Consider the following 24,368-nt stretch of genomic DNA (forward strand, 5'->3'; position numbering starts at 1 on the left):
TTTTATCCTTTATAATAATCCTGTAGTTTCATCAATACCCATCATAATATTCAGGCACTGAACTGCCGCACCCGAAGCGCCTTTTCCGAGATTGTCAAGTCTTGAGCATAACAGCATCTGTTCGCTGTCGCCGAAAACGTATATTTCCATTTTATTGCTGCCGCTAAGACCGTTTGACGTTAAAAATCCATCCGGAACACATTCGCTGCCCGCAGGTTTTACTTCTATAAAATTTGAATCCCTGTAATTTTCATACAGCGCTTCTCTTACCTGTTCGGGAGTATATTTTTTCTGAAGCAGTCTGCCCTGTAAAGGAATTGAAACAACCATTCCGCTGTAATAGTTGTCAACGATCGGATTAAACATCGGCTTGTAAGCAAGACCTGATATCTTCTGCATTTCCGGAAGGTGTTTGTGGTTCATATTCAGCGCATACTGCCTAGGGCTCAAAAGCTCTGCTGGTTTGTCATTACTTTCATAAGCGGCAATAGCTTTCTTCCCCGCACCGCTGTAACCGGAAGTTGCATAAGCAAAAACAGGATAAAACTGCGGAATTATGCCTGCTTTAACAAGAGGATAGCATATTGATATAAATCCGCTTGCATAGCACCCGGGATTTGCTACTCTTTTTGAAGTTCTGATTTTTTCCCTATGCTCCGGAGAAAGCTCCGGAAAACCGTATGCCCAATCCGGATTTGTTCTGTGAGCAGTTGAAGCGTCAATAATTCTTACATGATCATTTTCCACAAGAGAAACTGCCTCAACGGCCGCCTTATCAGGCAGACATAAAAAAGTAAAATCAGAAGCGTTTATAAACTTTTTACGCTCGTTTATGTCCTTTCTTTTATCTTCATCTATTTTTAAAAGTTCAATATCATTTCGACCTTCAAAACGTTCAAGAATTTTCAGACCTGTAGTACCTTCCTGACCGTCAATATAAACTTTTACTGCCATTTATCTCTCCAATTCATTTACCATTTTCTGCTGTTTTTTCCGCTTTCGTCTTTAAAACACCGCCACATACTGATAGCTATTATAACCAAGATCATAATAATGCTCCAGATGATCGAAGCCTTACCGCTAAGTTTCAGTACTGCTATAATAAGGATTTCACCGAGGATCCATACCAGCATTGCAGCGACAGTCAGTAACACAATAAATACAACATGTTTTTTACTCATAATATGCACCCAGTTGTTTTTTTGTTATTTCAATCTGCTTTATTACTGATTCAGGTGCAGGACCACCGAAAGATTTCCTTTCCCTAACACATGTTTCCAGACTGATAGCCGTGTAAATATCATCTTCAAAAAGTTCAGATAATTCCCTGTAGCTTTCAAGAGGAAGCGTTTCCAGAGTCAGTCCCTTGTCAATACATTCCGCAACAAGTCTGCCAGTAATCTTGTAAGCATCCCTAAAAGGCATACCATGTTTTACCAGATAGTCAGCACAATCAGTAGCATTAATAAATCCGCCGGCGGCAGCTGCTCTCATTTTGTCTTTGTTTACTCTCATAGTTTCGATCATAGGAATAAAAGTCTTAAGACAAAGCTTTACGTTGTCCACAGAATCAAATATTGCTTCCTTATCTTCCTGCATGTCCTTGTTGTATGCCAGCGGCAGACCTTTGAGCATGGAAAGCAAAGTCATCAGATTACCGTTAACACGTCCTGCTTTACCTCTTATAAGCTCAGTTATATCAGGATTTTTCTTCTGCGGCATAATTGAAGAACCTGTAGCGTAAGCGTCGTCAAGTTCTATAAACTTAAATTCCCATGAGCACCACATAATTATTTCTTCTGAAAATCTTGAAAGATGCGTCATAATAAGAGAAATCGCACAGTTCAATTCAACGCAAAAATCCCTGTCTGAAACTCCATCCAGACTGTTAAGCATAGGTCTGTCAAAACCAAGCGCTTCTGCCGTCATATTTCTGTCAATAGCATAAGTCGTACCGGCAAGAGCGCAGCTTCCCAAAGGACATTCATTCATTCTTTTTAAGGTATCCTCAATACGTCCCAGATCTCTTAAAAACATCTGAGCATAAGCCATAAGATGATGACCTAAAGTAACAGGCTGAGCTCTCTGAAGATGAGTATATCCGGGCATTACTGTTTCAGTATGCTTTTGAGCCATATCGCATAGTACATCAGCAAGCTTAAGAACCAGAGCTTTTATTTCCTTTATTTCATCTTTCAGATAAAGACGTATATCAAGAGCCACCTGATCGTTTCTCGAACGAGAAGTATGAAGTCTCTTTCCTACATCTCCCAAACGCTTAGTCAGTTCAGCTTCAATAAACATATGAATATCTTCAGCGGTCATATCCATTTCAAGACTGCCGGTATCAATATCTTTAAGTATTCCTTTAAGTCCGTCAATGATTTTTTCACTGTCAGACTTTGAAATAATTCCGCACTGCCCAAGCATTGTTGCATGAGCAATACTTCCCTGTATGTCATGACGGTACATTCTTCCGTCAAAAGAAATGGACGAATTAAAAGCGTTTACTGTTTCGTCAACTTCCTTTGAAAATCTTCCCGCCCACATTTTATCTGCCATATCGGTAAATCCTTTCAATATATGTCAATAAGCACATAGGGGCGAACAGAATATGTCCGCCCACAAGATTTTAATTTAAATTACTTGTTGTTTCTCTTCTGATCAAGCTTCGCCTTAACCTTGATAGGCAGACCAAAGAGATTGATAAATCCGGCACTGTCAGTCTGGTCATAAACCTCATCAGCGTCAAATGTAGCAACTTCTTCATCATAAAGAGTGTATGGTGAAGTAACGCCGGCATTAATAATGTTGCCCTTGTAAAGCTTAAGCTTAACATCGCCTGTAACAGTTTTCTGAGTTTCTGTTACAAATGCACTAAGCGCTTCACGAAGAGGAGTATACCACTGACCGTTGTAAACGATATCAGCAAACTTAATGCCGATATACTGCTTCATTCTTGCAGTTTCCTTGTCAATCGTGATAGTTTCCAGAACCTCATGAGCATGATAGAGAATAGCGCCGCCAGGAGTTTCATAAACGCCTCTTGACTTCATACCTACCAAACGGTTTTCTACCAGATCAGCAAGACCGATACCGTTTTCGCCGCCTAATTTATTAAGTGTTTCAACTAATTCAACAGCACCCATTTCCTTACCGTCAATAGCTGTAGGAACACCCTGTTCAAAGTGTAAAGTAACATAAGTAGGCTTGTCAGGAGCCTGAATAGGAGAAACGCCCATTTCAAGGAAACCTTCCTTTTCATACTGCGGTTCATTTGCAGGATCTTCAAGATCAAGACCTTCATGTGAAAGATGCCAGATGTTCTTGTCCTTTGAGTAATTTGTCTCACGGTTTATCTTGAGCGGAATATTGTGAGCTTCGGCATACTCAATTTCCTCGTCTCTTGACTTAAGATCCCAGATTCTCCATGGAGCAATAATTTCCATATCAGGAGCAAAAGCCTTGATAGCAAGTTCAAAACGTACCTGATCGTTACCCTTGCCTGTACAGCCGTGACAAATAGCGTCAGCGCCTTCGGCAATAGCAATTTCAGCGATTCTCTTAGCGATTATAGGACGTGCAAAGGATGTGCCGAGCATATATCTGTTTTCATAGATTGCGCCTGCCTGAACAGTCGGGAAAACGTAATCTGTAATAAATTCTTCAGTAAGGTGTTCAATGTAAAGCTTTGAAGCGCCGGTCTTAAGAGCCTTTTCTTCAAGACCTTCAAGCTCGCTTGCCTGACCCACGTCACCGGAAACTGCAATAACCTCACAGTTATTGTAATTTTCCTTCAGCCACGGAATGATAATAGAAGTATCAAGCCCGCCTGAGTAAGCTAAAACGACCTTTTTAATTTCTTTTTTTGCTGCTGGTTTATTCATAATGGTATACCCCCGATTTATATTTTCTAAAGTCATTAATCTTATTATACACCTTTATACACAAATGTCAAGTACTTTTTTGTATAAATATGCATAGATTTTTTATTTATGCATATTTTATACATTATTTATGTATATATGCATTACGGATGCGGTTTTCCCTGACGGTAAGCTTCCATAATGTCCTTAAAAACCTCGCCGTTTGAGGGAGGAGTCCAAGTAATTGCATTAGCGCCTGCATCAATAGTTTCCAGAATAGAATCATCGGTAGGACCACCGGTTGCAATGATAGGAAAGTCAGGAAATTCCCTCCTGATTTTTCTTACCACATTTGCTGTATCCTTAGCAGCAGACACATTAAAAATAGTCGTTCCTGCGTCAATACGCTCTTTAAAGTCAACATTATCGTTAACAACAGTAACAATTAGCGGAATGTCAATTTGATTGCTGACCTTCTGAATAATATCATTAGACGTAGGAGCATTAACAACAACGCCTGTAGCACCTTGCATCTCTGCATAATGCGCAAGATTCAGCACTCTGTTTCCGCTGGTAAGACCACCGCCTACACCTGCAAATACCGGAATATCAGCCGCAAGCATAACCGCCTGAGTAATTATAGGCTGAGGAGTAAAAGGATATACAGCTATAACGGCATCCGCATTGACATTTCTTATAATACAGATATCCGTTGTAAAAACCAATGACTGAATTTTTTTGCCGAATACAATAATACCGCTGCATTCCTTAATTACTTCCGGTACTCTCAAAGCAAATTTTCTCAGTGTTCCGCTTATATGCGGAGGAGACATTTTCGGCATATTTATCATCTCCTTATAAAAAATATATAGAATAATTATAACTTATTTTTGTATTTTTTACAACAATTTTCACAAATTTTTCAAAAATAAAGTCAGTAAAAATTGTGCTAATAAAAATATTGACTTTCAAAAAAACTTTTGATATAATTTAAATACCGAGTAGCAAAAGGCGTAAATCCAGGTTTGGATTTACGTCTTTTTTGTGTTTGCACGGATTTTTCAGAAACGGAGAGTTAATATGAACAATGAGAAGAAAATGAACAAAATGGGAACCGTTCCGGTAAAAAAATTAATTCTTTCCACGGGAATTCCTATGATAGTATCTATGGTATTTCAAGCGGTTTACAACATTGTAGATAGTGCATTTGTATCAAATATGAAATCAGACGGTGAGGCTGCTCTGAATGCACTGACATTGGCATTTCCTGTACAAATGCTTATGATTGCATTCAGTATAGGAACAGGCGTCGGAGCAAATGCACTGCTGTCTAAATCTCTGGGACAAGGCGACAATGAAAAAGTAAGTAAAACTGCCGGAAATTCTATATTTCTTGGAATTATAATATTTGCGTTATTTATACTTTTCGGAATATTCGGAACAGAGCCATACATCAAATCCCAGACGTCAGATCCTAAAATAACACAAATGGCAGTAAGTTACCTGAGAATTTGCTGTATCTTTTCCATAGGATGTGTATTTTTTGCTATTTTTGAAAAACTGCTTCAATCCACAGGACGCTCTATATTTTCGACTATTGCGCAAATCGGCGGCGCTTTGACAAATATAGTACTTGACCCTATCATGATTTACGGTTTATTCGGCTGTCCCAAACTAGGCGTAAAAGGAGCAGCATATGCAACCGTTATAGGCCAGTGCGTTTCATTTGTAATGGCATTAATATTTCATTTAAAATTCAATAAAGAAATTACAAATAATTTTAAATATCTTTATCCGTCAGCGGAAATTATAAAAGAAATATATTCCATAGGACTTCCGGCCATAATTGCTCAGGCGCTTATGTCTGTCATGACTTATGGTATGAATATAATTTTAGGCAGTATCAGTACATCTATGGTCACCGCATACGGTCTGTACTATAAGATACAGCAGTTTATTCTATTTGCCGCATTCGGACTAAGGGACGCAATCACGCCTGTTATTTCATTTAACTACGGTATGAAAAGCAAATCACGTATTAAAGACGGAATAAAATACGGAATGATTTATGCTCTTGTAATAATGATTGCCGGACTTGTATTGCTTGAAATATTTGCGGTTTTATTATCGGATATATTCGGACTGTCCGGAGAAACTCGCCAAATGTGTATTTACGCAATAAGAATTATATCTATAAGCTTTATTTTTGCCGGAGCAAATATTGCGTTTCAAGGCATTTTTCAAGCTCTCGACAGCGGCATAGAATCGCTTGTAGTATCAATTTGCCGACAGTTTTTATTTGTTCTTCCTGTAGCATGGATATTCTCATATATTATAATTCACTTTTCAGGCAGCTCATGGCTTGTATGGATAACGTTTCCCATAGCGGAAATTGTTTCAGCATTCATTGCATGCATTCTCATGAAAAGGACTTATAAAAATAAGATTTCAGTTCTCCCGAATTAAATACAGAATATAAAATAAAAGCGGACTTTTTAGTCCGCTTTTTTACTTTTTAATACTTAGTTCTGCCAGATATTTAGCAATGGCGGTTCACTTGAACCTCTTTGCAAAAAAAATAGTCTGCGTGCAACAGTGACATAAATACCGGAACATTAAAAGTACTATTTACGGTTTTCGTTAATTTGTCAATAAAAAAATTCCTGCGGGTAAATGCGCAGGAATTTTCCATTCACTTTTTTTGGTAAACACAAACAATTTCACCGGTAAATGCCTTGTGAAACGGATCACTTTCATAGAATTTCAACAGACTCTTATCAGTAAAGTCGTTTTCTTCCATATCCTTAGTATAAATTTTTCTGCAAACGAATACCATATCTGCTTCTTCAAAAGCAGTATTTCCATCAATTTCGCACGGTGTCAGACCTGTTTCCTTTGCCTTATCGCAATCTCTTCCGGAATGCGAACCGCAGAAGCTGAGTGCGCTTCTATATTTTTCACTGAAAAACGAGATTGTAAAAAATTCATTTTTTTCAATAAGCTCAAAGGTTTTTCTATTGGAACGTACCACTGTTGTAAACACAGGCATATTCCAGAGAACTCCCGTCTGTCCCCACGAAGCGGTCATGGTATTGTATTCAGACTTGTTTCCGCTGGTAAGAAGAAACCAGTCCTTACTGATAAGCTTGTAAGGATTAAACTGCAAATCGTATATATCCGTTTTAACAAAACCCATAAAATTCTTCCTTTCTGATAATCATTTAATATAAGGGTATAATAAACAATATTATCACAAAATCAGAAATATTACAAGTACTTATGCTCTTTTTAAAACCGGTTTGTACTGTAATCTCAGCTTGTCTGTTATAAGAGCAATGAATTCAGAATTAGTAGGTTTTCCCTTACATGTATTAACAGTATAACCAAAAAACGAATTAAGAGTATCCAGATTGCCTCTGTCCCAGGCAATTTCAATGGCATGTCTGATTGCTCTTTCAACTCTTGACGAAGTAGTGTCAAATTTTTTAGCAACAGTCGGATACAGCATTTTAGTAACGCTTTCAAGCAGTTCCTTGTCTTCCAACGATGACAAAATAGCTTCTCTTAAGTAATGATAACCCTTAATATGTGCAGGAACGCCGAGCTGATGAATAACTTCTGTTACAACAACTTCCATATCCTGACATTCTTTTTCATTAGCGTCTGCTGCTGTTCCTTGAATCAAGGACATAATTCTGTCTCCAAGTGAATTAACGTCAAACGGCTTAAGCATAAAATATGCCGCACCATTTTGCATAACCTGTCTTTCAATAAACGGGTTGTCATAAGAGGATGTAACAATAAACTCAGGCTTCTTTCCGCCTAGTGCCTGAACTTTTTTAATGAGTTCTATGGCGTCCATGTGCGGAAGAATAGCGTCAACTACAACTATGTCGGGGCTGTCATTTTTTATTGTCTCAAACAGAACCCCTCCATCTTTCGGTCTTGTTACAGCATACATACCCATACTTCTTAACGTACTCGCACAAGTTATACCGTATTCAACGCTGTCGTCTCCAATTAACACCTTGATTTTATTTACCATATTGTTCTACCTCCATATTTTTTCTACTTCCATATATTAACATATTAAACCCCTTAAATCAATAGCAATTATTAAAAGTTTTTAGCGGAAATTGGATATATTTGTAAAAAACTTGTTAACAAATTGTGAACAGCATAATTTTTAACGACAAAACCCATAAAAAAACTTTCATCGTCCATAAGTTTTTACATCAAAAAAAATAATTCATCTAAAATTTTTGAATTAAATATTTAGTATAAATTTTTACGTTGTTCAAATAAATTTTACGTTTTAATTTACAACAAAAAGGATACAGATGACGTAATCTGAGGATAATTCTTTAATAAAAGAAAAACAGCTGATGTCATAAATAAAAAAATATAGTTACAAGAACAGTTTTTTTCATAAAATTTATTCCTATTCCGGAATTGTTTTGCATTGAAGATTCAATAAAATTACCGGCATTTCACTATTATTCGCTTAAAATAAATCGAAAATAAAAATTACTAAATAAACCGTTAGAAAATTGCCTTAATAAACGGTTTTAAAACAGCCAATATTAAAAAAGAGCCGATAAAACAAGACGCCGTAACAATAAAAGAAAGGACAAAAAAATGAAAAAAATAATAAAATCAGCAATATGCATAGTATCCGTATTTGTTATTAATATCTGCACTATAATAGGCTACTATGCTGTTAATCTTCCTGATAGCTTTTATGTTTCAAAGGGAAATAATCTGGAGCTTTCTACCAGATTTTCAATTGAAGCCGAATCAGACAATGCACTGGCGTCATTTGCCGGGCAAACATATCCAAAATCAGAAACGGCATGTCTGAAGCTTTTCGGACTGCTTCCTGTAAAGGACGTTGAAATCCACACAGTTGAAACTCCGATACTAATTCCCGGAGGAGATCCTTTCGGAATAAAACTTCTTATGGAAGGCGTCATGATTGTAGGTATGGGAGAAATCAAAACCGATTCCGGAATGAAATGTCCGGCAGAAGAATGCGGATTAAAAGAAGGAGATATTATTATTTCTATTGACGGGAAAAAAATAACGTCAAATACGGATATACAGAATATAGTAGCAAAATCCGGCGGAAATTCCTTAAGAATAATTTATACTCATCAAAATGAACAGAAAACATCATTATTAGAGCCAGCTCTGGCATGTTCCGATAATAGCTATAAAGCCGGCATGTGGGTAAGAGACAGTACTGCGGGAATAGGTACTGTAACGTTTTATGAACCTAACACAAACCGATTCGGCGGTTTAGGTCATCCGGTATGCGATTCGGATACAGGTGAAATTATTCCGGTATCCAGCGGAGATGTAGCTGATGTGGAAATTACAAAAGTCGTTAAAGGATATTCCGGTTCGCCCGGTGAACTTCACGGTACTTTTAAATCAGATATGTCGTCAGGAACAATATATTTTAATAATAAATACGGAATATTCGGAGAAATGTTTAAGCCTGTTGACAGCTCAGGCGGAATACCCATGGGATTAAAGCAGGAAATAGAAACCGGACCTGCCACAATATATACAACTATTGATGGAAACGGTCCTCAGGAATATGATATAAATATTGAGAAAATCGATTATAAAAACAGTGGTACTAAAAATATGACTATAAAAATCACAGATAAAGAACTTCTGGAAAAAACAGGCGGTATCGTTCAGGGAATGAGCGGAAGTCCAATTATTCAAAACGGAAAACTTATAGGCGCAGTCACTCATGTATTTGTAAGCGACCCTACACGCGGTTACGCTATATTCTGTGAAAATATGTATGAATCCGGAATTTCAAATTACTGATTTATTTATAAGCTCAGGGACGTTACAAACGTAACGCCCCTGTTTTAACAGATAATTTATTTTTCGTTGCTGAAACCGCTTTCAACCAGTTCAACCAAAGATTCTACTGCCTGCTGTTCATCTGAACCGTCAGCAATAATTCTGATACCGGTACCGCCTACAATCCCCAGTGAAAGGATACCGAGAAGACTTTTAGCGTTAACTCTGCGTTCTTCCTTTTCGATCCAGATAGATGATTTAAATTCATTAGCTTTCTGAATAAAAAATGTTGCAGGTCTTGCATGTAAACCAACCTGATTTTTAACCATTACATCTTTAACAAACATAACAAACTCTCCTATCTTTAAATAATGGAACCATATCCACCCTTAATATAATTTTGTTATCTGCTGATTAAATTATACAGGCTATTTTTTATATAGTCAACGTGAAATTTACACTAAAATGGCTATTTTAGCAAAATTTCTACGCTTTGATTAATGTTAAGATTTTAAAAAGGTTAAGATTTGTTTATATTAACTAACGTATTTTGTTGTTAATTAAAATTATTCACTATAAACAATTTTCAACATTCATTTGTGTATAGTTTCAACAAGTGAAATTCTGTTATTTTTGACATTTTTCACTATTATTAATATAAGCCTCATACATATCCGGACGCTTTTCCTTAGTAATTTCAAGACTTTTTTTCAATCTCCATTCGGCAATATTCTTATGATGTCCGGAAAGAAGCACAGAAGGCACTGCTTCTTCCTGCCATATTTCAGGTCTGGTATACTGGGGATATTCCAGCAATCCTCCGAAATGACTCTCATCCTGATAGCATTCCGGACTGGAAAGTACACCGTCACACATTCTTGCAACTGCGTCGGTAAGCACAGCTGCCGGCAGTTCTCCTCCCGTCAGAACATAGTCTCCGATAGAAATTTCCTCATCAACAATTTTGTCCAGAATTCGCTGATCGACGCCTTCATAATGGCCGCATAAAAGAAAAATATTATCAAGCTGCGCCAACTGTACAGCTTTTTTTTGATTAAAAACGCTGCCTTTCGGCGTCATATATATTGTATGCGGTTTTGCTCCCAGTTGTTCACAGACAGCGTTGTAACAATTGTAAATAGGATCCGCCTGCATAACCATTCCCATTCCGCCGCCATAAGGAATATCGTCAACACGCCTGTGCTTATCATTTGTATAATCCCTTATCTGATGGCAGTATATTTCCAACGCACCTTTTTTTCTGGCTCTTCCCACAATGCTCTCAGACAGGATAGCTTCACACATTTCCGGAAAAAGGGTCGCAATATCAATCCTCATCAAATAGCCCCTCCAAGGGACGTATCGTCAGAACTGAATTTTCTAAATCAGTATTCACAATAACGTCCGGAATAGCAGGAATAAGAACAGTCCTTTCACCGTTTTTTACTTCATACACATCATTAGCGCCGGTCTGAAAAACATCCCTTACAGTGCCGTATTCTTCGTTTGTATCTGCGTCTGTCACTTTCAGTCCGATGAGATCCTGAATAAAGTAAGTACCTTCTTCAAGTTCAACATCATTTCTGTCAATATAAACAATATTGTTTCTGAGAAAATTCGCAGACTCCGGCGTATCAATACCTTTAAATTTTATCAAAACCATATTCTTATGCACTCTGGCGCTTTCAATTTCAAATATTTTTTTATCCTTTCCGCAATAAAGAATATCAAACCCGCAGATAAAATCCGGATCATCACTCCAAGGCATAATTTTCACTTCTCCGCGAAGTCCGTGAATATTAACAATTTTACCTGTTTCAATAAATTCTTTCAAATGTTCATACCTCCGTATATCAGTAAAACATTAAATATCTTAAAAAGGCTCAAATCAATTCTCTAAAAGAACGATTCAAGCCTTAAAAGTTATACAGCTTTTTATATCAGTCAATTTCAACTGCAACCTTAAGATTGCTTCTTGCAGCGCCCGCACGCATAATAGTACGGATTGCCTTAGCAATTCTTCCCTGTTTACCGATAACTCTTCCCATATCGTCCGGAGCAACATTCAAATGTAAAACAATAACGCCCTCTTCATTTGGTGCGTCCTCAGTAATTTTAATGGAATCCTTATCTTCAACAAGGTCTTCAACAATTGCATATAGTAAATCTTTCATTAAATTCCTCCAAAAAAGGACTATATGAGGCAAGAGACATTACTCCTGCCCGACAATGCCCTGAATGCAGATTAAAGCACACCGTTTTTCTTTAAGATTGTCTTAACAGTATCTGTAGGCTGTGCGCCGTCTGCAATCCACTTCTTTGCCTTTTCAGCATCAACTGAAACAACAGAAGGTTCCTTAGTAGGATCATAATAACCGATTTCCTCGATAAATCTGCCGTCTCTAGGATATCTTGAATCAGCAACAACTATACGATAAAAAGGAGCTTTCTTAGCGCCCATTCTTCTTAGTCTGATTTTAACTGCCATTTTTTTCACCTCCGGAAAAAATAATAAATATATGTTAATGCGGTAATGCATTAATCAGCTTACATAGGCGGAAGCTTGTCAAGGTTCATACCTGCCAGACGCTTCATCATTTTTTTATTCTTCATTCCCTTACCGCCGTTTAATTGCTTCATCATTTTCTGCATCTGTTCAAACTGCTTGAGAAGTCTGTTTACATCTTCGACTTTAGTACCGCTTCCTGATGCAATCCTGCGTTTTCTCTGAGGATTTATAATTGAAGGTTTTGCTCTTTCCTCTTTTGTCATTGACGTGATCATTGCCTCAATACGCACAAACTGTTTATCATCGACATCAATATCCTTAAGCTTATCTCCGACTCCGGGAATCATAGACATTATAGATTTTATTGATCCCATTTTTTTAATATTTCTTAACTGATCAAGCAGATCGTCCATATCAAATTTATTTTCCTGAAGTTTCTTTGCCATAGCTTCAGCGTCTTTCTGACTTATTGCATCTTCAGCTTTTTCAATAAGGGTCATTACATCGCCCATGCCGAGAATTCTAGAAGCCATTCTTTCAGGGTGGAACTGTTCAAATTCATCAAGCTTTTCGCCCATACCCACAAATTTGATCGGCTTACCCGTTACCGCCAGTACTGACAGCGCTGCGCCGCCTCTTGTATCGGAATCAAGCTTTGACATAAGAACGCTGTCGATTCCAAGAGCGTCATCGAACGCCTTAGCAACATTTACTGCGTCCTGACCGGTCATAGCGTCAACGACAAGCATAATCTCGTCAGGCTTTACTTCCGCCTTAATATTTTGCAGCTCTTCCATAAGCTCGGTATCAATATGCAAACGTCCGGCAGTATCAAGAATGATAATATCGTTACCGTAATCCTTTGCATGAGCTACAGCCTGTTTTGCAATAACAACAGGACTGATCTGTCCCATTTCAAAAACCTTTACGTCAGCCTTTTCGCCAACGACCTTCAGCTGATTAATAGCTGCCGGACGGTAAATATCACAAGCTACCAACAAAGGTCTGTGCCCTTCTTTTTTAAAGTGCTTAGCAAGCTTAGCCGAATGAGTAGTTTTACCCGAACCCTGTAGACCGCACATCATAATAATGCAAGGTCCTTTTGACGGCATGTTGATACGTGCATTTGAATCACCCATCAGCTCGCACAGTTCGTCCCTTACTATTTTTATTACCTGCTGTGCCGGAGTAAGACTTTCCAGAACTTCATTACCCACAGCTTTTTCCGAAACCTTAGCCACAAAATCCTTTACGACTTTGTAACTTACGTCTGCTTCAAGAAGAGCCAGACGAACTTCTCTCATTGCGTCCTTTATGTCAGATTCCGTAAGCTTTCCTCTTGATTTCAGCTTTCTGAACACATTATTAAGCTTTTCAGACAAACCTTCAAAAGCCATTAAGTCCTCTCCTTTCAGCATTTTCAAAATATTTCTTTTCCCATTCCGGCGAGACTGATTATTTCATCCGTCTTATCTGCGCCGCTTTTTTTCATATTGCAGGCACAGTCTGAAATAGCATTGAAATATTCTCTGCATTTTACAATTTTTACAGCAAGTCCGAGTTTTTTCTCAAACTCCGCAAGCGTCATTTCGCCTCTCTTAATACTGTCTCTCACAGCCTGTCTTGTAATATTATTACTTTCAGCTATTTCACCAAGGGAAAGATCTTCCCAGTAATAAAGCTCCATTACATCACGCTGCCTGTCGGTCAGCATATTGCCGTAAATATCAAGCAAAATAACAAAATCAAGGTTTTTTGCCATTTTTTCATCACTCCCGACGGGTGTAAAGGCAAATCACTTTACACATTATAGCACAAAGATAACTGATTGTCAAGGGTTATTCAGAAATTATTAATATGCTTTTATATAAAGTAAAACATAAGTAAAAGGAATACTAATAAAATAGCTAATCGCATTAGCAATAAAAGTGCAGATCATTATATTGGCTTTTCCGGTTTCTTTCATTTTCAATTCAAAAATACAAGCCTCTGCTATAAAAATTAAAATTTCCGCAGGAATAAATAATGAACCTGAAATTTCAAGCATTATATACAAAAAAATCTGAGTTGCAACATTAGTCAGACGAAAAAGCCTTGAATTATACCTATTATACATTTTCCTTACTTCAATTTTAAAACATCGAAACACAATCCATTCTGTCAAAATCGTAAGACTGCATGTTATAACAAACAAAACTAATGTTTGTCCAACAGATTTTGCTAAATCCTCCGCAATTACAGCTTTGCTTTCCTCGGCAGTACCACTAGCTGCATTAAACGTAATAACTGTATTATAAACCTTGGGGTTAATAAGCGGACTGACAATAACCTGCGAGTTCTCTGTCACAATGATAATTTTAAACTCCTCCGGCACCATATAGATAAAATCATAAATATGCTCTGCATTAGATTTGACTACTCCAAAATCAACGCCGGAGTCTCCTCGTAATCTTGCACAATATCCATCTTCATAAAAATCAATTAATGTTTTAAGCATTTTCTTATTGTAATCAGGCTGTCCCAATTCATATGAAAAATTGTCTATATTGTGCGGCTCATCACATGACACCAGAAAATCCACATAATATAACCCATCAGGAGGATTTTCAATATGCAGTTCAACACTTGGCTTAGGTCCTAGGTCAGCAAAAACAGTATTTGGCATAAAAAATAAAGACAACAACGATATTATAATATAAATACAGATTTTATACTTTGATTTCAATTTCCTCACTCCACACATATATAAAGTAAATTCTTTTATAAATCTATCATAATAAAAATTATAATTATTGTCAAGTAATTTTCTGCTTATTCCGACAATAACTTTCGAAATTGCTTGACATATACAAATAATCATTATATACTATAAATAGTAATATACATTGATAATTAATATAAATAAAGGAGGAATTTTAAATGAACAAAAGAATATTAGCTTCAATAGTTTCCTTAAGCGCTGTTTGTGCTGTAGGCGTTGGACTTGTATGTGTTTCCCCATGGAAATCATCAATATCAGGTGAAAATGCTCAAAAAGAACCTCTTAACGCTCCACTTTCAACAGAAAATCTGCTGGATATCAGCGGCAGACTCGCAGATAATGAATCCATGGCAGATGAAGCTAATGCTGCTGCCTATTCACTTAATGATAATGAAGAAATCACAAAGAAAAGCATTTTCTTTAAAATGCTGAATACCATAGATTATTTTGACACTGCTGAGGGAAGTATAGAGATATGCAATGAAGTCGATATGAAAACTTCAGAATTTGCCTGTAACCTTTTAACTGCCGATGCCTATGAATATTCAATACGGGGTAATGAAATTCATGAATATTATTCTTCTTCCAACGGAGAATTTTATGAAGTCTTCAAAGAGCGTAAACTCATAAATAAAGGTTTGGGATCATGCAATATTGAAGAAGCGGTTCCTATTCCCGACAACGAAAGAATTACAGTAGCCGAAGACGGCATTAACTGCTATGCTTACAGGGCAGATCCGACAAATACGCCTACAGCCCGTGAAGGTCTTCAGCCGCAGGAATTAACGTTTAACTTTATGACTGTTGAAGACAATTGGGATATTACAGGAGAAACGATTTTTCTCGGCAGAGACTGCGTTGTAATCGAAGGCAGTACCAATGACTACGCCGAAGAAAAGCTCGGTGTTTACACGTTTAAATTTACCGTCGATAAGGAAACCGGGGTGCTGATGAAATATGACGGTTTTGATGCTGACGGAAATATTATTTCTTATTCAAAATTCAACGAATTAAATTTTAATAGTAATCCTGAAATAAAAAAATATAATCCAGATAAATACACTGATTATGAAATTATTGACAAATCCCATCCTAAACATGAATAAAATCCTCAAAAACGTCCTTATAAACAAGGGCGTTTTTTATGATTTGCATAAAATTTATTTTAACAAATTGTAATTCAGTTGTTAAATATTAGCTAAATTAAAAAAAACAATATACAGCTATTGAAAAAATTTTAATTTTGGTGTATAATATTGTTTAAGAATATGCCGTTTGTTCAGGTGTATAATGAAAACTGTGCTTAAATTACAGGGATAGGAGAATAATAATGGTAGAAAAACCGGATATGAAAAAAATAAAAGAAAACTTTCTTAACAAGCTTGAGCTTCAGTTTAATGTTGAACCAAGTCAGGCTTCCGATAAACAGATTTATCAGGCGTTATCAGCAATAATTGTTGAAGAATTAAAGAAAAAACGTCAGAAGTTCATTAATAAGGTTCATTCCGACGGCAAAAAACAAGTTTATTACCTCTCAATGGAATTCCTTATGGGACGTTCCCTGAAAACCAGTCTTTACAACCTTGAAATCGTTAAGGATGTTGAAAAAATGCTCAAGGAATACGACATCAGACTTGACGACATATATGAATACGAACCTGATGCCGGACTCGGCAACGGCGGTCTGGGACGCCTTGCGGCATGCTATCTTGACGCGCTTGCTACACAGGCATTTCCTGCTATGGGATATTCTATCTGCTACGAATACGGTATTTTCAAGCAAAAACTCGAAGACGGCTGGCAAACAGAACTTCCTGATAACTGGCTGCCCGGCGGTTCAGTATGGCTTGATGCACGTCCGGAAATGGCAATTGACATTCACTTTGAAGGCGAGCTTCATGAATATTGGGACAATCAGTATCATCACCTATCACATGTAAACTACTCAACCGTACACGCTATCCCTTATGATATGTACGTTTCCGGTCATGACAGCGAAGGCGTATCAGTGCTGAGACTGTGGGCTGCAAAGGCTCCTAATTTTGACATGTCTATGTTCAATCAGGGAGACTACGAAAAGGCACTCGGTCAGAATGCCGCCGCAAACGCTATCTCCAAGGTTCTTTACCCTAATGACAACCACCTTGAAGGAAAGTCACTGAGACTTCGTCAGCAGTACTTCTTATGTGCGGCTTCTGTTGGTGATATTGTCAATAACCATATGTCAGTTTACGGTACGCTCGATAATCTCCACGAAAAAGTTGCCATTCATATTAACGATACCCACCCTACCCTTGCAATTCCCGAACTTATGAGAGTTCTTCTGGACGACTGCGGCTATACATGGGACAAGGCATGGCATATCGTAACAAATACTTTTGCCTATACAAACCATACCGTAATGGCAGAAGCTCTGGAAAAATGGGATGTAAATCTTGTTAAGAGAATTATTCCGAGAATTTTCTCCATTATAGTTGAAATCAATAACCGTTACTGTGCAAGACTTATGGAACGCAACAACGGAGACAGTTCAAAAACAACAAGAATGTCTATTATCAAGGATAATCAGATCCACATGGCTACACTGTGCGTAGTTGCTTCTCACAGCATAAACGGCGTTTCAAAGCTTCATTCTGAAATTATCAAACAAAGTGTATTCAACGATGAATATATGGATACTCCAAGAAAATTCAAGAATGTAACAAACGGTATTGCATACAGAAGATGGCTTTACCAGTCAAATCCGGGACTTACAAATCTGCTCAAAGAAAAAATCGGTGATAAGTTCCTTAAAGACGGCAGCGAACTGAAAAAGTTGTGCGTATTCGAAAACGATTCGGCTGTTCTTGAACAGCTTATGAAAATCAAACGTGCCAATAAAGAGCGTTTTGCAAAATATGTTAAACATAACAGCAAAATTGATATTAATATTGACAGTATTTTTGACGTTCAAGTCAAAAGACTTCATGAATATAAGCGTCAGCACCTTAACGTAATGAATATTCTTGCCGATTATGAATATCTGTTACAGAATCCGGACGCTGATTTCGTTCCTAAGACATATATCTTTGCAGCAAAAGCCGCACCCGGTTACTATCTTGCAAAGCAGATCATAAAACTTATCTGGGCAATTTCAGAAGAAATAAGAAAGAATCCGAAAATCAGCCAGAAGCTCTCGGTATACTTCCTGGAAGATTACAGAGTTACGCTTTCAGAGCTACTTATGCCGGCAAGTGATATTTCAGAACAGATTTCACTGGCTGGTACAGAAGCTTCCGGTACAGGCAACATGAAGCTAATGCTTAACGGCGCTATAACTCTGGGTACTCTTGACGGTGCAAATATCGAAATCAAGGATGCTGTAGGTGATGAAAATATTATAATCTTCGGTATGAAAACAGAAGAAGTCAACGACCTTAAAAGAACAGGTTACAATCCTGAATCATATTATGAATCAAATCCTGTTATTAAAAATTGTATCGACAGAATGTACCATGGCATTAACGGCTGTAATTTCAATGAAGTTGCAAATTCACTGAAAAATTCTGACCCTTACATGGTTCTTGCCGACTTTGATTCTTACAGAAAAGCACAGGCTTATTCATCAGAATGCTATAAAGACAGCAAGAAATGGACTCAGATGTCACTTAACAATATCGCCGGTGCCGGAATATTCTCAGCTGACAGAGCTGTAACAGAATATGCAAAGGATATCTGGGGCCTATAATTAAAAATAAACTATATTTTTAAAGAGCAAGGGCTTGCAAAAAGCCCTTGTTTTTTAGATTGGAGAACCTTATGAAAAAAATATTCGACAGTTGGGACGAACGATATAAAAAACCGTTCGGTGCAATAAAAAAAGGAGAACCCTGCGAATTTCGTATAAGACTTCCAAAAGAAACCGTTCTTGATTTTCCACCGGTACCAATACTGGTTGTTTTCAGAACAGGTTATAAAGAAACTTTTCTGACTATGAATCTGGAAAAAGAAGAAGATACCCATAATGTTTATATGACTACATTTACTCCCAGACATACAGGAGTACATTACTACTATTTTTCATATAAACATAACGGTTTCAGAAACTATATCAAGAAGTCCTCATGTCACGAAAGTACTCTCAACAATGGCGAATTATATCAGCTTACAGTATACAGTCCAGAATATGAAACTCCCGACTTTTTAAAGGGCGGAATTATGTATCAAATCTTCCCTGACCGTTTCTATAAAAGCGGAAAGCTTCATGAAAATATTCCCGACGATCGTATACTGCGTGAAAACTGGGAAGATACTCCTTTCTATAAACCTGATGAAAAAGGTCATGTCTGGAACAATGACTATTTCGGCGGAGACCTTGAAGGTATAAAAGAAAAGCTTCCCTACCTGAAAAGCTTAGGCGTAACATGCATATATCTGAACCCGATTTTTGAATCTCATGAAAATCACAGATACAATACGGCAAATTACCGTAAAATCGATCCTCTTCTCGGAACAAATGAAGATTTTAAAACTCTTTGCGATGAGGCTAAAAAATATGGTATTTCAATAATCCTAGACGGTGTTTTCTCTCACACCGGAGCTGACAGTATTTACTTCAATAAATTCAACAGATACGATAGTTTAGGAGCATACAATTCACCGGACAGTGAATTTTTCTCATGGTACACCTTCTATGAATATCCCGATAAATATGAAGCATGGTGGGGTATCGACACTCTGCCGAACGTTAAGGAAAACAATAAAGACTACACCAATTACATCTGTGGTGACGGCGGAGTACTTGACTACTGGATAAGTCTCGGAGCAGCCGGATACCGTCTTGACGTTGCAGACGAGCTGCCGGACGAATTTCTTGACAATCTGAATAAATGCGTTAAAAAGCACGGAAAAGAAAAAATCATCATCGGCGAAGTCTGGGAAGATGCTTCTAACAAGGAAAGCTACGGCGTAAAACGCCGCTATTTACTGGGCGACCAGCTTGACTCCGTAATGAACTATCCCTTCCGTACTGCAATTATGAATTATGTATTAGGCGGCAGTCCTTTTGATTTTAAAAACAGTATCATGACTATTCTTGAAAACTATCCCAAACCGTCAGTTGATGTACTGATGAACAGTATTTCAACTCACGATATTGAAAGAGCAATTAATATTCTCGGCGGTGAAAGCTGCGAAGGCAAAAGCAAAGACTGGATGTGCAGCCATTGGCTGACCAATGAAGAATTTGAACTTGGCAGAAACAGACTAAAATGTGCTATGGCACTGCAATATTTTCTTCCGGGAGTACCTTGTATTTACTACGGCGACGAAGCAGGTCAGCAAGGCTATAAAGACCCGTTTAACAGACGCTGCTACCCTTGGGGAAAAGAAGACACCCAGCTTATTGAATATACAAAACTGCTTGCTAAAGTAAGAAACAGTTCAAAAGTATTTGCTGACGGCGCACTTAAATTTTTATATATTGACGATAATGTTATATCATTTGCAAGAATGAAAACTCACCGTCAGAGAGCCGTAATTATTTTTATTAACCGTTCTCCATATGAACAAATTATTGATAAATCAAAAATGGAACTGAAAAACTGTTCTTACTACCGTACTATTCACGGAGACATTGTGTACGGTGAAAGAATAATTCTTCCGCCATATAGTTTTGCAGCATATAAAGTTGAAATTCCACTGGACGAAGAAAAATAATATACTAAGGTGATTTTACATGTACTCAGAAACATATAAAATAGCAGAGCATAATATTAGAATTAGTTCTTTATATGATGAAGTACACACACTGTGCAAGGATTATCAGCATAACGGATATACTGATTTTACAGTTGAAATAAAACAACAGGATATAGACTTTGAGCGCAGAAAATCTTTTGATGAAAATATAGTTCACCGCTATTCCGACAGCTACCTTGAAACCTTGGCTGTGTACAGAAAAATATGCGAAAAGCTGATTGAGGAAAATATAATTCTCTTTCATGGCTCAGCTGTTGCAGTTGACGGAACAGCATACCTCTTCACTGCCGGAAGCGGCGTGGGAAAATCGACTCATACAAGACTTTGGAAAGAATATTTCGGTAAACGCGCCATTATGGTAAATGATGATAAACCCCTTTTAAAGGCCGGCAGCGGCAGTATTACTATTTTTGGTACGCCTTGGAACGGAAAACATAAGTTAGGCAGTAATATTGCCGTACCGTTAAAATCTATTTGCGTAATTAAGCGTTCTGAACAAAATCATATTGAACAAATAACAGGATCACACGCTTACACTATGTTGCTTCAGCATGCGTACAAACCTATGAATATGCATAAATTAGCCAAAACTCTGGATATACTAGACATGATCTCCAATAATACAGCCGTGTATAAACTGTACTGTAATATGGAAGTTAAGGCAGCAGAAGTTGCATATAATGCAATGAAAGGATAAATTTCTATGAAGTTGAAAGAAGAATTTATTACTCATGAAACTGACGGCGAACAAATTATGGTCTGCGCTGGTACAAGCTTTAACGGAATAGTAAAATCTAACAAAACAGCTGCGTTTATTGTAGACTGCTTGAAAACAGATACTACTTCCGCTAAAATTATTGAAAAAATGCTTGTGCAATACGACGTCTCAAAAGAAACGATCACCGCTGACGTCCAAAAAATTATTGATAAGCTTCGCAGTATAGGCGCACTTGATGAATAAATCTACATTTGAAGAAGAAATCAATAAAACCGGAAAACTTATTTATACAAGCGTGGGAAACAGTATGATGCCGATTATTCGTGAAAACTGCGACATACTAATCATTGAAAAGGTCAGCGGAAGGCTGAAAAAATATGATATCCCCCTTTACAAAAGAGCTTCGGGACAATATGTCCTGCACAGGATTCTTAAAATACGAAAAGATAGTTATGTAACTTGTGGAGATAACCGTTGGAAAAAGGAATATGATATTACAGACGGTAACATTATCGGAGTTTTAACAGGAATTGTACGTAACGGTAAAAAAATTTCTGTTTCCGATATAAAATATAAAATTTATGTTCATTTATGGTGTGATTTGTTCCCGATCAGAGCGGTTATTCTGCGTATAAAATATTATATAACAAGGCGGCTAAAATGAAACAAACAGGATACGATATGTTATATCTTACAGCGTGTGCTGTGAACAATATTACGCCGGATTCAAGCTGTATAGCTCTAATTGATCCGGATGAATTATTTAAAATGTGTCAGTATCATAGCTTGACCGCAATCGTATGTACGGCATTGGAGTCAGCAGGAATTTCTAATAAAAAATTCATTGAAGCAAAGCTTAAAGCTATCCGAAAAAATATTCTTCTCGATTCTGAACGCAAGAAAATATGCGGTACTTTAGAGCAGTATGGAATTTGGTATATGCCGCTAAAGGGCACGGTCCTGAAAGAATTGTATCCGCAGACTGATGTGCGGCAAATGTCGGATAATGATATTCTGTTTGATAAAACATATTGCAAAACTGTGCTGAAAATTATGAAAAATTTAGGATACAGCGCTAAATATTACGGAAAAGGAAATCATGACGTATATATAAAACCGCCGATATATAACTATGAAATGCACACTGAGCTTTTTCATATATCATATAATGAAAAATGGACAGAATACTATTCCCAAATAAAAAACAAATTAATTCAGGATAGTAATACAGAATATGGATATCATTTTACCGATGAAGATTTTTATGTATATATTACCGCACATGAATATAAACATTATAATATAAGCGGAACAGGTCTGCGCAGTCTTTTGGATCGTTATATATTTTTAATGCATAAAGAAAAAATATTGAACTGGCAGTATATTCAAAATGAATGTACAAAATTGGGTATTGCTCAATTTGAAAAGCAAAACAGAAATCTTTGTAAAAAAGTATTGTCTGAGCCGGAGCTACCCCGACTCTCACCTGAAGAAAAGGAACTACTTGAATATCATTTCAGCTGCGGAACTTACGGTACAATAGAAAATGAAATAACCAAACGGATGGAAAAATTTAATTACAAAAAAGTCAGTAAAACCAGATTTAAATATATTTTTAGCAGGGTTTTTCCGTCCTTGGAATTTTATCAGTTTAATTATCCTTTTTTCTACCGTCATAAAATATTTTTACCGTTAATATGGTTTTTTCGATTAGCAAAAGGTATGACAGTAAAAAGAAAACATATGAAAAAAGAATTGCGTATAATATTTAAATTCAATAAAGTAAAAAAAATACAAAATAAACATAAATAAAAATTATTTAATAATAAAAAAAATATGTTTTTTTATAAAAAAAGCTTGACAAAAAGGTAAATCTCTGATATAATATTAAAGTACTCAATGCGAGTGTGCTGGAATAGGCAGACAGGCACGTTTGAGGGGCGTGTGTCATTGGCGTACGGGTTCAAGTCCCGTCACTCGCACCATAAAACCTCAGCTTAAAGGCTGAGGTTTTTACAATTCAATAATGGAAAGATGGCTGAGCTGGTCTAAGGCGCACGACTGGAACTCGTGTATACGTTGATAGCGTATCGAGGGTTCGAATCCCTCTCTTTCCGCCAAAATACGCCGTTTGCAAGGAATTGTGAACGGCGTTGTTTTTATATGATTTTGTCATTGTTCCCGATACTGTTCCATGTGTACCGAAAAACTCAAAACGTAAAAAACTAATCAATATTTTATACACGGACTTAACAACGCTCAGCAAGGCTATCAGAATCAACGCTGGTTGTATGGTTGTAACATTTTAAATGCGACCCTTAAACTTCAGCCTATCAGGAGAAATCCCGATAGGCTTTTTATTTTTCACTCAGCCCAGATTTGGGCTCAGTAACTTTCTATCGGATATGCAACCAAAAGTAAAAAATTAAAACCCCCATTTGAACTTAATAAATCAAGTGGGGACTTTTAATGAAAAGATGGTAAACAGTCACAAACTGTATTTATATTCTACACTTTATATTTAAACAAAATATAGAAATAATGTAAATATTTGATTAATTTTATATTTATATATTGATTTTTGTAAATTTTTGGTATATAATGTGCTTATAAGTATATTTAATAAAGTTTATTTAAGGAGAAATTATTATGAAAAAATTTAAAAGAGTTTTAGCAGCAATAACAACTGCCACTGTATCGGCTGTTTCGCTTTGTAGTATGTTTACAGCAAGTGCAGATACTACTCAATTAAAAACTTTTAGAATATATCATGAAGTTACAGCCAATTCAAACATAGCTTATTTTGATTATAGTATTAACTATACTTCACAAGTAACTGCAAATCCCAGTGTTAAAACAAAATTGCTTGATAATGGCTACTTTACTTCTTCTAATAATGGAAAGGTACAGACTACATATATGGGAAGTCCAATTAGTACCAATGGTATCATA

The 24,368-nt window shown here is 36.8% G+C and carries 25 protein-coding genes and 2 tRNA genes; 12 read left to right on the forward strand and 15 right to left on the reverse strand.

The window, feature by feature from the left end; genetic code table 11:
* Nucleotides 1-9: 9 nt before the first annotated feature.
* From argC to OCV67_RS07580, 5 genes are all read right to left on the reverse strand, one after another.
* Complete coding sequence (argC, locus tag OCV67_RS07560) at nucleotides 10-954, reverse strand: N-acetyl-gamma-glutamyl-phosphate reductase (RefSeq protein WP_147643373.1); 945 nt, start codon at nucleotides 952-954, stop codon at nucleotides 10-12.
* A gap of 17 nt (nucleotides 955-971) precedes the next feature.
* The gene (locus tag OCV67_RS07565) at nucleotides 972-1,181 is read right to left on the reverse strand and encodes a hypothetical protein (protein ID WP_147643374.1); all 210 of its coding nucleotides are present in this window, start codon (nucleotides 1,179-1,181) and stop codon (nucleotides 972-974) included.
* Nucleotides 1,174-2,562, reverse strand: a complete 1,389-nt coding sequence (gene argH, locus OCV67_RS07570) for an argininosuccinate lyase (protein WP_147643375.1) — start codon at nucleotides 2,560-2,562, stop codon at nucleotides 1,174-1,176. Before argH ends, OCV67_RS07565 begins: the two co-directional genes overlap by 8 nt.
* 80 nt (nucleotides 2,563-2,642) lie before the next feature.
* Entirely contained in the window at nucleotides 2,643-3,887 is a 1,245-nt protein-coding gene (locus tag OCV67_RS07575) for an argininosuccinate synthase (RefSeq protein WP_147643376.1), read from the reverse strand.
* Nucleotides 3,888-4,030: 143 nt separating this feature from the next.
* Entirely contained in the window at nucleotides 4,031-4,708 is a 678-nt protein-coding gene (locus tag OCV67_RS07580; RefSeq protein ID WP_147643377.1) for a beta/alpha barrel domain-containing protein, read from the reverse strand.
* A gap of 238 nt (nucleotides 4,709-4,946) precedes the next feature.
* On the opposite strand from OCV67_RS07580, the gene OCV67_RS07585 reads away from it, so the two are divergent.
* Nucleotides 4,947-6,332 (forward strand): MATE family efflux transporter, encoded by a 1,386-nt coding sequence (locus OCV67_RS07585; protein ID WP_147643378.1) that lies wholly within the window; start codon nucleotides 4,947-4,949, stop codon nucleotides 6,330-6,332.
* Between the two features lie 226 nt (nucleotides 6,333-6,558).
* On the opposite strand, the gene OCV67_RS07590 is transcribed toward OCV67_RS07585, so the two are convergent.
* On the reverse strand, nucleotides 6,559-7,062 hold the full coding sequence (locus OCV67_RS07590; RefSeq protein ID WP_147643379.1) for a flavin reductase: 504 nt from the start codon (nucleotides 7,060-7,062) through the stop codon (nucleotides 6,559-6,561).
* A gap of 81 nt (nucleotides 7,063-7,143) precedes the next feature.
* Complete coding sequence (spo0A, locus tag OCV67_RS07595) at nucleotides 7,144-7,911, reverse strand: sporulation transcription factor Spo0A (RefSeq protein WP_147643380.1); 768 nt, start codon at nucleotides 7,909-7,911, stop codon at nucleotides 7,144-7,146.
* Nucleotides 7,912-8,504: 593 nt separating this feature from the next.
* Here spo0A and spoIVB point away from each other — a divergent pair.
* The gene (spoIVB, locus tag OCV67_RS07600) at nucleotides 8,505-9,710 is read left to right on the forward strand and encodes a SpoIVB peptidase (RefSeq protein ID WP_147643381.1); all 1,206 of its coding nucleotides are present in this window, start codon (nucleotides 8,505-8,507) and stop codon (nucleotides 9,708-9,710) included.
* 56 nt (nucleotides 9,711-9,766) lie between these two features.
* Here the strand turns inward: spoIVB and OCV67_RS07605 are convergent, their stop codons facing one another.
* The 8 genes from OCV67_RS07605 to OCV67_RS07640 form a co-directional block, all read right to left on the reverse strand.
* Nucleotides 9,767-10,036 (reverse strand): HPr family phosphocarrier protein, encoded by a 270-nt coding sequence (locus tag OCV67_RS07605; protein WP_147643382.1) that lies wholly within the window; start codon nucleotides 10,034-10,036, stop codon nucleotides 9,767-9,769.
* 280 nt (nucleotides 10,037-10,316) lie between these two features.
* Nucleotides 10,317-11,027 (reverse strand): tRNA (guanosine(37)-N1)-methyltransferase TrmD, encoded by a 711-nt coding sequence (gene trmD / locus OCV67_RS07610; protein ID WP_147643383.1) that lies wholly within the window; start codon nucleotides 11,025-11,027, stop codon nucleotides 10,317-10,319.
* A complete protein-coding gene (rimM, locus tag OCV67_RS07615) occupies nucleotides 11,017-11,523 on the reverse strand; it encodes a ribosome maturation factor RimM (RefSeq protein WP_147643384.1) in 507 nt (168 codons plus the stop codon). Before rimM ends, trmD begins: the two co-directional genes overlap by 11 nt.
* Nucleotides 11,524-11,629: 106 nt before the next feature.
* Nucleotides 11,630-11,863, reverse strand: a complete 234-nt coding sequence (locus tag OCV67_RS07620; RefSeq protein ID WP_147643385.1) for a KH domain-containing protein — start codon at nucleotides 11,861-11,863, stop codon at nucleotides 11,630-11,632.
* 71 nt (nucleotides 11,864-11,934) lie between these two features.
* On the reverse strand, nucleotides 11,935-12,177 hold the full coding sequence (rpsP, locus tag OCV67_RS07625) for a 30S ribosomal protein S16 (protein WP_147643386.1): 243 nt from the start codon (nucleotides 12,175-12,177) through the stop codon (nucleotides 11,935-11,937).
* Nucleotides 12,178-12,236: 59 nt separating this feature from the next.
* Nucleotides 12,237-13,595, reverse strand: a complete 1,359-nt coding sequence (ffh, locus tag OCV67_RS07630; protein WP_147643387.1) for a signal recognition particle protein — start codon at nucleotides 13,593-13,595, stop codon at nucleotides 12,237-12,239.
* A 23-nt stretch (nucleotides 13,596-13,618) separates the two neighbouring features.
* Complete coding sequence (ylxM, locus tag OCV67_RS07635; RefSeq protein ID WP_147643388.1) at nucleotides 13,619-13,960, reverse strand: YlxM family DNA-binding protein; 342 nt, start codon at nucleotides 13,958-13,960, stop codon at nucleotides 13,619-13,621.
* A 90-nt stretch (nucleotides 13,961-14,050) separates the two neighbouring features.
* Nucleotides 14,051-14,923: a hypothetical protein gene (locus OCV67_RS07640; RefSeq protein WP_147643389.1), complete on the reverse strand. Its 873-nt coding sequence runs from the start codon at nucleotides 14,921-14,923 to the stop codon at nucleotides 14,051-14,053.
* Between the two features lie 194 nt (nucleotides 14,924-15,117).
* Here OCV67_RS07640 and OCV67_RS07645 point away from each other — a divergent pair, with 194 nt between their 5' ends.
* The 10 genes from OCV67_RS07645 to OCV67_RS07690 form a co-directional block, all read left to right on the forward strand.
* Entirely contained in the window at nucleotides 15,118-16,065 is a 948-nt protein-coding gene (locus OCV67_RS07645; RefSeq protein WP_147643390.1) for a LolA-like protein, read from the forward strand.
* 224 nt (nucleotides 16,066-16,289) lie between these two features.
* The gene (locus OCV67_RS07650; RefSeq protein WP_147643391.1) at nucleotides 16,290-18,686 is read left to right on the forward strand and encodes a glycogen/starch/alpha-glucan phosphorylase; all 2,397 of its coding nucleotides are present in this window, start codon (nucleotides 16,290-16,292) and stop codon (nucleotides 18,684-18,686) included.
* Nucleotides 18,687-18,757: 71 nt separating this feature from the next.
* Nucleotides 18,758-20,656 (forward strand): glycoside hydrolase family 13 protein, encoded by a 1,899-nt coding sequence (locus OCV67_RS07655; RefSeq protein ID WP_147643392.1) that lies wholly within the window; start codon nucleotides 18,758-18,760, stop codon nucleotides 20,654-20,656.
* 19 nt (nucleotides 20,657-20,675) lie between these two features.
* Nucleotides 20,676-21,395, forward strand: coding sequence for a phosphoenolpyruvate carboxykinase (ATP) (locus OCV67_RS07660; protein WP_147643393.1), 720 nt, complete (start codon nucleotides 20,676-20,678; stop codon nucleotides 21,393-21,395).
* Between the two features lie 6 nt (nucleotides 21,396-21,401).
* On the forward strand, nucleotides 21,402-21,659 hold the full coding sequence (locus OCV67_RS07665) for a PqqD family protein (RefSeq protein ID WP_147643394.1): 258 nt from the start codon (nucleotides 21,402-21,404) through the stop codon (nucleotides 21,657-21,659).
* A complete protein-coding gene (locus OCV67_RS07670; protein WP_147643395.1) occupies nucleotides 21,652-22,080 on the forward strand; it encodes a S24/S26 family peptidase in 429 nt (142 codons plus the stop codon). Before OCV67_RS07665 ends, OCV67_RS07670 begins: the two co-directional genes overlap by 8 nt.
* The gene (locus OCV67_RS07675) at nucleotides 22,077-23,228 is read left to right on the forward strand and encodes a nucleotidyltransferase domain-containing protein (RefSeq protein WP_147643396.1); all 1,152 of its coding nucleotides are present in this window, start codon (nucleotides 22,077-22,079) and stop codon (nucleotides 23,226-23,228) included. Before OCV67_RS07670 ends, OCV67_RS07675 begins: the two co-directional genes overlap by 4 nt.
* Before the next feature lie 89 nt (nucleotides 23,229-23,317).
* Nucleotides 23,318-23,401: transfer RNA gene (locus tag OCV67_RS07680), tRNA-Leu, on the forward strand.
* Between the two features lie 43 nt (nucleotides 23,402-23,444).
* Nucleotides 23,445-23,536, forward strand: a tRNA-Ser gene (locus OCV67_RS07685).
* Nucleotides 23,537-24,065: 529 nt separating this feature from the next.
* Nucleotides 24,066-24,368 (forward strand): hypothetical protein (locus OCV67_RS07690; RefSeq protein ID WP_178085048.1); only part of this gene is annotated, 303 nt, incomplete at its 3' end.

Source organism: Porcipelethomonas ammoniilytica (genome assembly GCF_025567485.1).
GTDB lineage: Bacteria > Bacillota > Clostridia > Oscillospirales > Ruminococcaceae > Porcipelethomonas > Porcipelethomonas ammoniilytica.